11 protein-coding genes are annotated in these 12,173 nt (G+C 60.3%); 8 read left to right on the top strand and 3 right to left on the bottom strand.

Going from position 1 to position 12,173, the window contains the following annotated elements; genetic code table 11:
• Positions 1-643 precede the first annotated feature (643 nt).
• On the top strand, positions 644-1,540 hold the full coding sequence (locus tag AB4O12_RS06060; RefSeq protein WP_460060803.1) for a serine hydrolase domain-containing protein: 897 nt from the start codon (positions 644-646) through the stop codon (positions 1,538-1,540).
• Here the strand turns inward: AB4O12_RS06060 and AB4O12_RS06055 are convergent.
• A complete protein-coding gene (locus AB4O12_RS06055) occupies positions 1,514-2,446 on the bottom strand; it encodes a LysR family transcriptional regulator (protein WP_460060800.1) in 933 nt (310 codons plus the stop codon). The genes AB4O12_RS06060 and AB4O12_RS06055 overlap by 27 nt on opposite strands.
• Positions 2,447-2,591: 145 nt before the next feature.
• Here AB4O12_RS06055 and AB4O12_RS06050 point away from each other — a divergent pair, with 145 nt between their 5' ends.
• From AB4O12_RS06050 to AB4O12_RS06035, 4 genes are all read left to right on the top strand, one after another.
• The gene (locus AB4O12_RS06050; protein ID WP_460060797.1) at positions 2,592-3,638 is read left to right on the top strand and encodes an SDR family oxidoreductase; all 1,047 of its coding nucleotides are present in this window, start codon (positions 2,592-2,594) and stop codon (positions 3,636-3,638) included.
• 58 nt (positions 3,639-3,696) lie between these two features.
• Positions 3,697-5,007, top strand: a complete 1,311-nt coding sequence (locus tag AB4O12_RS06045) for an NTP/NDP exchange transporter (protein ID WP_460060795.1) — start codon at positions 3,697-3,699, stop codon at positions 5,005-5,007.
• Between the two features lie 84 nt (positions 5,008-5,091).
• The gene (locus tag AB4O12_RS06040) at positions 5,092-5,634 is read left to right on the top strand and encodes an AAA family ATPase (protein WP_150635604.1); all 543 of its coding nucleotides are present in this window, start codon (positions 5,092-5,094) and stop codon (positions 5,632-5,634) included.
• A gap of 88 nt (positions 5,635-5,722) precedes the next feature.
• Complete coding sequence (locus AB4O12_RS06035; RefSeq protein WP_056784990.1) at positions 5,723-6,625, top strand: bestrophin family protein; 903 nt, start codon at positions 5,723-5,725, stop codon at positions 6,623-6,625.
• A 43-nt stretch (positions 6,626-6,668) separates the two neighbouring features.
• On the opposite strand, the gene AB4O12_RS06030 is transcribed toward AB4O12_RS06035, so the two are convergent.
• A complete protein-coding gene (locus tag AB4O12_RS06030) occupies positions 6,669-6,968 on the bottom strand; it encodes a hypothetical protein (protein WP_236169219.1) in 300 nt (99 codons plus the stop codon).
• Positions 6,969-7,078: 110 nt separating this feature from the next.
• Here AB4O12_RS06030 and AB4O12_RS06025 point away from each other — a divergent pair, with 110 nt between their 5' ends.
• The 3 genes from AB4O12_RS06025 to AB4O12_RS06015 all read left to right on the top strand — a co-directional run bounded on the left by AB4O12_RS06025 (position 7,079) and on the right by AB4O12_RS06015 (position 10,200).
• The gene (locus tag AB4O12_RS06025; RefSeq protein ID WP_460060792.1) at positions 7,079-7,690 is read left to right on the top strand and encodes a DapH/DapD/GlmU-related protein; all 612 of its coding nucleotides are present in this window, start codon (positions 7,079-7,081) and stop codon (positions 7,688-7,690) included.
• A gap of 230 nt (positions 7,691-7,920) precedes the next feature.
• Positions 7,921-8,904, top strand: coding sequence for a helix-turn-helix transcriptional regulator (locus AB4O12_RS06020; RefSeq protein WP_460060790.1), 984 nt, complete (start codon positions 7,921-7,923; stop codon positions 8,902-8,904).
• A 168-nt stretch (positions 8,905-9,072) separates the two neighbouring features.
• The gene (locus tag AB4O12_RS06015; protein ID WP_041480489.1) at positions 9,073-10,200 is read left to right on the top strand and encodes a mechanosensitive ion channel family protein; all 1,128 of its coding nucleotides are present in this window, start codon (positions 9,073-9,075) and stop codon (positions 10,198-10,200) included.
• Positions 10,201-10,236: 36 nt separating this feature from the next.
• Here AB4O12_RS06015 and AB4O12_RS06010 read toward each other — a convergent pair whose 3' ends face one another.
• Positions 10,237-12,156, bottom strand: coding sequence for a tyrosine-protein phosphatase (locus tag AB4O12_RS06010; RefSeq protein ID WP_460060788.1), 1,920 nt, complete (start codon positions 12,154-12,156; stop codon positions 10,237-10,239).
• Between the last annotated feature and the right edge of the window lie 17 nt (positions 12,157-12,173).

Here is a 12,173-nt window from a genome sequence, read left to right as displayed (position 1 = left end):
GCCCCACCGGCTAAACTTAATGCTCTAAACATTATCCATCTTTTCAGACTAGGCCGCGTATTGCTAGAGTTGACGTATAGTGTCAGTATCACGATTACATCCGGAGGTTCTCAATGAAGAGATTCCGCATGCTGTTGTTCGCCATCTGTATCCCGCTGATAAACAATCATGGGTGGCTTGACAACTTGTGATCCACCTCGTGGCCTAATGCCACAAGCATTTTGAAGCTAGCACAAGGAATGTGATCACGCCTATGGAGCGGATCATATTTTTCAACCGTAGCCCCGCCTCAAAAAATCCAAGCTCCCTTCCAACATCTAGTTTTACGCCGAAAAAAATGCAGCGTTATCAGGTGGTTATGCCCGAGGTGCTTAGCTGTGCGCAACTGGTGTCATCGTGAACCCGATATCTGAATTACCACAAATTTCTTAGACTCATTCGAAAGTCCGCTCATGGCCGGAAGGCTCCGCTCAAACTCCGCTTTTGGCCGATTGCTGCCCGTCGCAATGCGCACCTTGCTGGCAGGCAATGCAAATGGATAACGGTGAAGATCCTGGAAAATCAAAAAACCCCGACAGCCCCATAACCCGTCCAGACAAGCTATCGTGTCGAGCCCTCGCTTCGTCAAAACCAAGGAAAGCCAATGCCCAGCTCACTTGTATTGAATGGCCAGGCTCACCAGCTCGACCATTCAGACCCCATAACCCCATGGTGGAGCTTTACCAAAACAGTGTTGGCAGCGACCGCGCTTTCATTGGTACGTGACGGTCTGATCGAACTGGACGAGCCAGTTCTCAACCAGCCTTTTACGCTGCGTCAGTTGCTGCGGCATGAGGCAGGCCTCGCCGATTATGGCGAGCTGGCTGAGTATCACGCCGCCGTCGCTGGCAATGAGGACGCATGGCCGGTGGTTGAAATGATGCAACGTCTTGAGGGTGCGCGACTTCGATACAGCCCTGGCACCGGATGGCGTTACTCGAATGTTGGTTACCTTTTCGTCGTGAGACTTATTGAACAGCTCACTGAGCTGACGCTTGAAGAGGCCATCCGCCGACGCGTCTTGATCCCATTAGGTCTTTCGAGCGTTCGCTTCGCTAAAACGCGGGCCGATTTGACGGAGTGCCAAGGTGGAAATACCTTGAACTACGACCCCGCCTGGGTCTATCACGGCTTGCTGATTGGCCCCCTCTCGCAAGCAGCGTTATTGCTGGATCGACTCCTCGCCGGCCAACTCATTCCCTCGACGTTGCTTCAGGCAATGCAGACAGCAAAACCCTTGGGCGGGCCGATTCCAGGACGCCCATGGATCGCTCCGGGGTACGGCCTTGGTTTGATGCAGGGTTCGATTGAGGGCGGATTGACCCTGAGCGGACACACGGGTTGCGGACCCGGCAGTGTCATTGCCGTTTACCGGGTCTGCGATGGCGACGCGTCAGCCTGTTGCGCGGGTTTCGAGATGGGAGCCAATGAAGGTGCCGTTGAAGCCCACGTCGTCCAACGATTGGTGCAGGCCTTACGATACGGCGCTGACAACGCCTGAGTTCTCTGCCGGCTGCCGTTCACCCCGCAAAAAATCCACAAACGCCCTCAGCGGCGAAGGCATGTGGCGGCGGCCGTGGTAGTAAAGAAACGGGCCGTCGAAGTCCTGCCACCAGTCCTCGAGAATCGGCACCAGTCGACCATCGGAGAGCGGCTCGCGCAGGAAGTCCTCGAAGGTATAGACGATGCCCAGTCCGTTGATGGCCGAGCGAATTTTCAGATCGTGCGACGACGTCAGCAGTTGCCCCTGAGGCGGGATACGCACGATACGGCCGTCTCGATGGAACTCGAATACGCCGACTTTGCCACTCTCGAACCGATGGCCAAGCAGGTCATGGCCTGGCAGTTCTTCGGGATGAGTGGGTGTCCCTCGTTCAGCCAGATAGCGCGGGGCGGCGGCTGCAACGAAGCGTTGGCGACGCGGGCCGATGGGCACGGCGATCATGTCCTTGGCCAGGCTCTCTTCATAGCGCACGCCGGCGTCATACCCGCCAGCATTGACGTCGACAAAGGTGTTGTCCATGACGACTTCGACACTGATCCCCGGATAAAGGCGCAGAAAACGCGCCAGCAGGTCGGGCAACAGAAAGCGTGCCACCGGCACCGGCACATTGAGCTTTAGCGTGCCGACCGGGCGCTGAGCGTCGTCGTCGAGATCGTTGAAAGCGGCGTCGATTTCTTGCAAGGCCGGGCGCAGGCGCTCGAGCAATCGTTCGCCGGCCGCCGTCGGCGTGACGCTGCGCGTGGTTCGATTGAGCAGGCGCACGCCCAGGTCGCTTTCCAGCCGGCGCATGCAGTCGCTCAACGACGAGGCGGACAGCCCTCGCTTTTGCGCGGCAGCACGAAATCCCCCCGCCTCGACCACCGCAGCAAATATCGACACATCGGTAAGGTTTGGTTTACGCATGAATGCTTCCTCCGCAGGCGCCTGACTGTACGCCATACCGTACGGGCCATCCACAAATGACCGACTTATCCTCGCGCATTCGTACACCGATACTGCTCACTCGCCCCGCCAACCGGGAACCTGTACCGCGAATGAGATTTCCCCAATGAGCCATTCACCCGCTACGCCGAGCAATACTGCGACCCAACGCCTCCTCAAGGCCGCCCGAACGCTGTTCGCCATTTCCGCGATGGCCGGCACACTGGCTGCGCAGGCGACTCCCCGAACGGAGCCGAAGCCGGACTGGTCAACCCACGATATGCCCAGCCAGAAAGGCCGCATTGTGCTGGTGACCGGAGGGACCAGCGGCATGGGCTATGAAGACGCGCTGGCCCTGACGCGCGCCGGTGCCGAGGTGATCATCGCCGCACGCAACGCCGAGCGCGGCCGCGAAGCGATCGCAAACATCAAGCAAGCCGTGCCCGAGGCGCGCGTGCAATTCGAAACGCTGGACCTTGCCAATCTGCAATCGGTGCGCGACCTCGCCAACCGTCTGCAAGGTCGCCTGCCGAGGCTCGACGTGCTGATCAACAATGCCGCGATCATGTCGCCGCCTGTTCGAGGCGTTTCCGCCGATGGCTACGAGATGCAATTGGCGACCAATTACCTGGGGCATTTCGCCCTGACCGGCCTGCTGATGCCCCTGCTACGCAAAAGCGACGATGGTCGGGTGGTCAGCCTGTCGAGCATCGCCGCCGGGCGCGCAAGCCTGAACTTCGATGACCTGCAAGCTGAGCGCAGTTACGACCCCTTTGCCAGCTACAGCCAATCGAAACTGGCGATACTCAAGTGGAGTATCGAGCTGCAGCAGCGCAGCGATGCCGCCGGTTGGGGAATACGCAGCATCGCCGCTCACCCCGGCGTTGCCGTGACCGAACTGATCGCCCGGGGGCCTGGCCTGGACAGTCAATTCGGCAAACAATGGGCTGTAGAGCGGGACATGTATCATTCCGCAGCGCAGGGCGCGCTGCCCACCTTATATGCGGCGACGGCGCTGGAGGCTGTCGGCGGCGCCTACTACGGCCCCACCGGTGATAACGAGAAGCGCGGGCCGCTGGGCTTCGCCAAGATGCCGCCGGCCGCTGCCGATCGCTCGAATTCGGCCACACTGTGGCAACTCTCTGAGCGACTGACCGGCGTCACCTATCGCTGAGCCCGCTGGCACGGGCAGGCTCCGTGCCATTGCCCCGCCACTCCCACAGGAGCGCAACATGGATACGTCTCTTCTCGCCCACCGCGCCGGCGCCATCATCAATGCCGAGGCTCACGAGCTGCGCCCTGCGCTCAACGGTTTTCTGCTGTTCGTTTGCCTGTTCGCCGGCTATTTCATGCTCCGCCCGATCCGCGAATCGATGGGCATCACTGCCGGCGTCGAGAACTTGCAGTGGCTGTTCACCGCGACCTTCCTGGTCATGCTGACGGCCGTTCCGCTGTTCGCCTGGCTCAGCGCACGCGTGCCGCGCCTGCATTTCGTGGACTGGGTGTACGGATTCTTCTGCACCAACCTGCTGTTGTTCGCCGCCTTGTTCCTCGGCGAAGAAAGCGCTTGGCTGGCGCGCGTGTTTTACGTGTGGATATCGGTCTACAACCTGTTTGTCGTATCGGTCGCCTGGAGCCTGATGGCCGATGTATTCGACAGTGCCCAGGCCAAACGCCTGTTCGCGTTCATCGCGGCGGGCGCCAGCGTCGGCGGCCTGAGTGGCCCTGCGCTGAGCGCCTTGCTGATCGGTCCGCTGGGGGAGTCCGGCCTGATGCTGCTGGCCGCTGTTCTGCTCGGCGCTGCGATGTGGTTCAAGCGCCAGTTGATGCGCTGGCGTGAACGGGGTGGCGCAGGACGCCCCGATGCCGCGCCGAGCGAAAGCCCTCGCAGGCCGTTGCCGGGCAATCCGTTCAGCGGTATGACGGCCGTTCTGAAATCACCCTATCTGCTCGGCATCTGCGGTTTTGTGGTGCTGCTGGCGACAGTCTCCACCTTCCTTTACTTCGAGCAGGCACGCGTCGTCGCCGAACACTTCCCGGACCGCGAGGCGCAGGTGCGCGTGTTCGGCATCATCGACTTTGTCGTGCAGGCGGGCGCCCTGCTCTGTCAGCTGTTCATCACTGGACGCCTCGCGCAAAGGCTCGGCGTCGGCGTGCTGTTGGCCATGGTGCCGCTGGTCATGTGTGCCGGGTTTATCGGACTGATCTTCGCCCCCGGCTTTGGCCTGATCGCCGCGCTGATGATCGTGCGCCGCATCGGTGAATACGCCTTCGTGCGCCCAGGCCGGGAGATGCTGTTCGCCCCGCTCGATGCCGAAAGCAAGTACAAGGCAAAGAACTTCATCGACACCGTGGTCTACCGCGCCGGCGACGCCATCAGTGCCTGGGCGAAAAGCGCGCTGGACGCCATCAGCCAAGGTGCAGGCATGGCAGCGTTGGTCGGCGCGCTGTGTGCACTGCTCTGGGGTCTGCTGGGATGGCGACTCGGCGAACGGGCGGACCGCCGAGCCAGTTTGTCGGCGGCGCGGCAAAACCCCGCCTAGCGTTCAACGGTCATTGACTGATACAGGCATTGCCGTAGAATCCCCCGCCCAAAAAATCAGCTTGCAGAGCGAGAAGGAGCTTCGATGCAACGGGTGATGATTGTTGGTCAGCCTGGGTCTGGCAAAAGTACGTTGGCGCGCAAGCTGGGTAAGCGCACGGGGTTGCCGGTCGTGCATATCGACACGATCCACTGGCAGCCAGGCTGGATCGAGCGAAGCCCGGATGAGAAGACCCGACTCTGCCTGGAGGTCGAGGCGCGTGATCGCTGGATATTCGAAGGTGGCCATTCGACAACTTGGGAAAATCGCGTCGCCCGTGCAGATCTGCTGATCTGGATCGATCGTTCGCCACCGCTTCGATTCTTGCGCGTCCTGCGTAGAACGCTGCTCAACCACGGTCAGTCTCGGCCCGACTTGCCGGAAAACTGCCCCGAACAGCTGGCGAACCTGCCGGAGTTTCTAAAGTTCATGTGGCGGACGAGAAAAACCTCGCGAGCCAAAATGCGCCAATTCGTGTCAACGGCGCCATCGGCTTGCCGGGTGGTTCATCTGCGATCCAATCGAGAGACGAGGATATTTCTTGAAAGCATTCGCCATGCACAGGGCCAGACTTTGCAGACTGACTGACGGCTGACCGCCCCACCAGGGAACTGCCGGTGCCAGGCATCGTCCGAGCTTAAGCGTTTAAGCAAACTGCTCGCCACGAGGTTTCCGTTTGAAAGCTGCCATCGTCAAAAAATACCGTCTGATCATCAAGACCCTGGGTTACGTGGGCTGGTCTTTGTTCTGGTTGCTGCTCTGGGACATCGCCGTCACCGTCGACTTCATGCTATTTCTCAACGCCAAGCTGAACCTGCCGTTGATGCCGCTGACCTTGCTCGGTTCGGCGTTGATCGTGTTGATCAGTTTTCGCAACAGCAGCGCTTACAACCGCTGGTGGGAGGCGCGGACGCTGTGGGGGTCGATGATCAACAATTCCCGCAGCTTTGCCAGGCAGGTGCTGACGCTGCTGGACGACGCTGGTGGCGAGGTTAATCCGGTCAAATCCACGCTGTTGCGCCGCCACGTGGCCTACGTAAATTGCCTCGCCGCGCATCTGCAAGGTCAGCCGTGTCCCGACGAGGTGCGAGCGTTTATTCCCGCCGAAGAATTTGCCCGCAGCGGCACGACCAATAACTTTGCCAACGATATCCTCACCGGCTCGGCGACTCTGCTCGCTCGCGAATACAAGGCCGGGCATCTGGACAGTATTCGCCTGGCGCGGCTTGAGTCGACGCTGGTGGATCTGTCCAACAGCCAAGGCGGCATGGAGCGGATCGCCAACACCCCGCTGCCCTACCCTTATGTGTATTTCCCACGGCTGTTCATTTCGCTGTTCTGCCTGATCGTCCCGATAGGTCTGGTGGAATCCCTCGGCTGGTTCACGCCGCTGGCGTCGACTGTGGTCGGGTTCATGCTGCTGGCCATCGAGCGCATCGGCACCGATCTGCAAAGTCCGTTTCGCCACAGCGAACACCAGATTCAGATGGAAGCGCTGTGCGAAACCATTGAAAAGAATTTGCAGTCGATGCAGCGTGATTCCTTGGGGGATGTGCGCAGGGTTGAAGAGCACGCTTGAGGCGCTGCTTTAGCAGCAGCGCTTTTCATCAGATGCGGAGCGGCTATTGACGAGTGTCCGCCTCCTCGGCCGGGTAAAACTCGCCCTGCTTGCCCATTTCTTCGAGTCGTTCGCGCGCTACCGCCTCAACACGGGCCACTGCATCTCGATCGTCAGGGTCAACCAACTGCAAGCACAGGCGTCGAACATTCTGATCATGGGTTCCCTCGCTGAGCATTTCGTGGGTGAAGACTTGTTCAGCACGCCATAGGCATAACTGGGTATGGGTCCCGCCGAGCCATATCTCGTTGATTGATCCAAGATCAGTGGTTGCCAGTTGATCCACGGTGATTGTCTTATCCATTGCGCCGTACCTTGAAAATGCTTGTACAGGTACGACTGGCAGGCATAGCGAGTCGTTCAAGTCGTCGACAGTCCACCCACGCCCCACTCTCACTTGTTCGGAAAATTCTTATGAAATCGCCAAAAATCGAAGATTACATCGCTCAATGGCCATTACTGGGCGTGGACTCCGCTGCCCCTTGGGCGGTGGTTCAGGATTGCGAGAGCCGGATTCTGAAATTGCTTGAAACGCTCGGCCCGGGATACCGGCGCCACAACAATTGTGCGATTCATGAAACCGCCATTGTTGAGCAAGGCGCCGTTCTCAAAGGCGCAATCATCATCGGCGAGGGCTGTTTCGTAGCAGCGGGCGCTTACCTCCGTGGAGGCGTTTACCTGGGCAAAAACTGCATCGTTGGCCCCAGCTGTGAGCTGAAAAGTACCTTCATGCTCGATGGCAGCAAGCTTGCCCACTTCAACTTCGTCGGCGACTCATTGATTGGCGAAGCGGTAAATATTGAAGCCGGCGCGATCATCGCCAACTACCGTAACGAACTGGACGGGGCTGATATCAGGATCCGCCACGAAGATCAGGTGATCGACACAGGCGTCAGCAAGTTCGGAGCGCTGGTGGGTGACGGCTGCAAGATTGGCGCAAACGCTGTGATTGCTCCTGGCGCTTTGTTGCGGTCCCACACACGTGTTCCTCGTCTGGGGTTGATTGATCAGTTTGCTTACGAATGACACCAGATATTCGAATCTATTTTTCGGCCAGAAGCTGCCGTTGGAATGTGTACCTTCCCGAGTATGTTCCGAGGTGGTGATCTGTCTGCCGGGAATATGCAAGTGCGATTAATTGGCTGTCTGCTCTTGCTTGAAAGCAGTCCGTGGTTCCAGCCCTGTCACTGAACCGTCACACCCGCCTCCTACGCTCGACCGATCTCGACCATCGCCCCAAGAGCCCGCATTCCAAAATGCCGCCCATCGCAACTGCATCCCCAACCCGGCAAAAAATCATCCTGCGCTCCGACAACCTCACCTCTTCCGACTTCGGCGCCCTGTTCTCCAGACTCTTTGGCAACCGCTACGCCGATACTCCGCCGCCGCCCTCCAACATCATCATCGGCGGTGTCTACGGGCGGCACGACGGGGTGAGTTTTCGGCGTATGCATTACCACGGCGACTTCAGCGTCACCCTCCCCGATCCGCAGAACGAAATCACTTTCGTCATCCCCACCGCCGGCAAGATCGTTTTCAACCACGCCACCGAGTCCATCGGCATGGCGCATGTCGGTCTGGCAATCGACAAGGCGGATATCCGTTCGATGCGTTTTGTTGACGATCACGCGCATCACGGCATTTCGATCAATCGTCTGCAGCTCACCGAGCGGTTGTCGGCGCTGCTGGAGAAACCGGTCGTGCAGAAGATCGTGTTTGAGCCAAGCGTGGATCTGAATGCCCCGGCATTTCAGGGCCTCAAGGCGTTGATCGATCTGGCCACGGGCACTGAGTTCGATGCCTTGATCAACAGCGGCACGTTGATGCCGTCACGGTTGCGCGAGATGTTGATCGATGCGGTGCTGGAGGCGTGGCCGCACAATTTCACCGAGGCATTACGGGGGCCGGCGCCGTGTGTGGCGCCACGACATGTGAAGGTGGCGATGGAGTTTATTCAGGCGCATCCGCAGCAGTTGGTCAGTGGCGTGGATCTGGCGCGGTTGAGCCATGTCAGCCAGCGCGCCTTGCAGGAAGGTTTTCGACGTTTTGTCGGGATGTCGATCGTGGCGTATCAGCGGCAGGTGCGTTTGCAGCGCGCCTATGAGGCGTTGGTGCGCGGGCATGCAGGCTCCGTGACGGAGGTGGCGTTGAGCTTTGGCTTCAGTAATGTCGGGCGCTTTTGTCAGTATTTTCAGAGTGCTTATGGCGTTAGCCCAGCGGAGTTGAAGGCTAGGCGTTGACCATTCGGTCCGGCGAAACCTGCATTTGATTGAACAGCAGGAATCTCAGGACGACTAACCCCAGACAGGTCGCTTGACGGCATAGCCGATTCAGGCGGCGTTTACCTGGCTGCGGCCGGCGCTGCGCTTCTGCGCCAGCGTCGTCGCAGGCTTCGCAAGGGGGTTTCAATGACTGAGGATTTCATCGGCTTTTTCACGACGCACACACTTCTGGGAATTTCACTGGCGAACTGGGTCTTGGCGTTGCTCGCCGCAACGCTCAGTTATCTGCTGACCACCACGGCGATCCGCTTCGTTTTCCGCAAGGTGCAGGCGCGGGCCACTGCCGGCAATGGGCATCTGACGTACATGGCCAGCGAAGTGCTGGCGGCGACCAGCACCACGTTGCTGTTGCTGGCATCGATTCTGGTCGGTATCGGTTTGCTGGATTTGCCGGAGCGCTGGCTCGGGCGGGTCAGCAGTTTATGGTTCGTGGTGGCGGCGTTGCAGGTCGGCCTGTGGACCAACCGCGCACTGGCGCTGGGGCTGCATCGCTATTTTTCGCGGCATAACGCGACCGGCTCCTTTCAAGCGAGCGCCCTGGCGACCCTTAGCCTGTGGGGCGTCAAGGTGTTGCTGTGGGCGGTGATTCTGCTGGCGATGCTGTCGAACCTGGGCGTCAACATCACTGCATTCGTCGCCAGCCTGGGTGTCGGCGGTATCGCGGTGGCGCTGGCGGTGCAGAACATTCTCGGCGACGTGTTCGCCTCGCTGTCGATTGCCGTCGACAAGCCGTTTGAGGTGGGCGATTTCATCGTCGTCGGCACGCTGGCCGGTACGGTCGAGCACGTCGGCCTGAAGACCACGCGCATCCGCAGTCTCGGCGGTGAGCAGATTGTCATGGCCAACGCCGACATGATCGGCAGCACCATTCAGAACTACAAACGCTTGCAGGAGCGTCGAGTGGTGTTCGAGTTTCGTCTGACTTACGAGTGCACCAGCGAACAGATCCGCCAGATCACTCAACGCGTTGAAAGCATCATCAAGAACGAAAAACAGGCACGCTTCGACCGCTGCCATTTCCGCAGTTTCGGTGAAAGCGCGCTGGAATTCGAGACGGTGTATATCGTTCTGGACGCCAGCTACAACGTCTACATGGACGTGCAGCAACGCATCAATCTGGCAATCATGGAAGCGGTGGCCGAGCTGGACGCGACGTTCGCCTTCCCGGCGCGCACCGTGCATGTCGCCTCGCTGCCCGAACCCACCGCGCCACCGGCACGCACACAGCAACCTTCGCGTGCGCAGCATGCTTGAGCGCAAGAGCCCGGCAATTTGCCGGGCTCGCTGTGTTCAAAACGCGTAACTGGCTTTCAGTCCGCCATTGAAACCATGGCTGTCACCGCCACCGTTGGCCCCGACCTCAGCGCCCACACTCAGGGCGCCGAGGTTGGCCATCAAGTTGACGCCGCCGCTGAACTGATCGCGGTTGTCGAACGCCGCGCGCTGCTCGATATCCAGCCCCAGCAGGTGGCCTTCGCTGTCGACTTGCTGATCGCCGAGCGCACGTTCATAGCCCACGCGAACGCCCGGGACCAACTGCCACGCACCCACGGCCTCCGGGGCAAATGACACGTCGAGATTGGCCACCGCGCTACGGCGGGTCTGCTCGATGCCATCGACGTCGAGCGCCAGCTCACTGCCCTTCTCTTTGAAACCTTGCAAGTCGAGATGACTGACGCGAAAGCCCAGGCTCGGTTCGACAATCACGCTGCTCAGCGGCAGGCGATAACCCAACGCCACGGTCGCGCCAGTGAGATTGCCGTGAGTGTCGCCCTTGGCAGTGCCGAGGCCACCGCCAAGCTCGCGTTTGCTGTCGTAGTCGACGTAACCGGCGCTGGCATTGGCATCGACAAACATGCCGCGCTCAAGGCTGGTGAGGCCGTAACGCGCACCGAGGTTGAGGAAGGTGAAGTCCGTATCGGCCTCGCCACCCGCGCCGCCCACGCTGCCCTTGCTGTAGCCAAAGCCGCCGCGTGCGCTGAGTTGTTCGCTGAAGCGCTGGGTGATGCCGAGCATCAGGCCCTGGCTGTGTTCGTTGCTGCTGTCGGCGTGGGCCGAGCCGTCCGTGCCGAGGTAGCCGGCAAGCGCGGTGCTCCACAGGCGGTATTGGCCGATCTTCAGATCGCTGCCGCTGGCGAACGGTGCGGCGGCTTGTTCGATCATCGCGTTCTGCCGCAGCAGGTAGCTGGCCGCATCAGCGTGGACCTGACCGCCGACTTGAGATTCGACACCGCCCAGACTGCCGGCGTCGATCGCCGATTGCAGGTAGTAGTTGTAGGCGCTGTAGGTGCCGGACAGCTCGGAGTTCTGCAGCTGGCGCAGCAACTCGGCACCAGCGGCGGCATTGCCGATCAGCCCGGTCTGCCCCGGCAAGCTGTTGTACTCGACCAGTTTGCCGCGCAGCACGTAAATGGTTTCCTGGGACAGACCGAGGCCCTGCTTGAGGTAGTTGTCCATGCTGCCGTACTCGGCGGCGACCTGGTCGAGACCCGCCTGCAAATAACTGGCCTGCACCCCGAGCAGCGGCTCGTAGACAGCGGCCATGCTCGGCGGCAAGGCTTTCAAGGTCGCGGCGACACGGGCGGCGGTGTAGTCGTTGGTCGCCAGATAATTGGCCATGATCGTCGCCTCATCAACGCCAGCGATGCTCTGCAACACGGCGGCGGTCCAGCCGGTGCGGTCCTTGCCGGCGGTGCAGTGAAACAACTGCGCGGCGTCGACACTGGCCAGCTCATTGAACAACTGGCCGAACTGCCCGCGCATGCCGGCATCGCTGACGAAAGCGCGGTTGGTTTCCTCCATCATCGCCACGGCCTCGGCGGCGCTGTGGAACGAGATATTGGTGATGTTCGCACCAGAGGTGGTGCTGCCAATGATGTCGATGTTGCGATAGACCGCGCCGCTGATCATCGTGTCGGGCGTAGCGGCAATTTCGCTGGGCGTGCGCAAGTCGTAAATGGCTTTGATGCCAAGCCCATTGAGTGTCGCCAGATCCGTCGCCGACGGCGTCAATGCGTTGGAGCGGTAGAACACGCCGCTGCGCATAACGCCGTCGTGGGCGGTGGAGTACGCAGTGGCGATGCCGGCGATGTCGCGAAAGTTGTCGATGCCGGACAAGCGCGGCGTGTCGAGGCTGACAGGCTCGGCCGCGTGGGCAGCGGCGATGGACAGGCTCAGAACGGACAGCGAACACAGAAGACGTTGGAACACAGTGCAGCCTCATGAAA

It is taken from the genome of Pseudomonas sp. S2_A05 (genome assembly GCF_054668485.1).
Note: the sequence above shows the minus strand (reverse complement) of the source record. Positions and strands in the feature narration are given on the sequence as shown.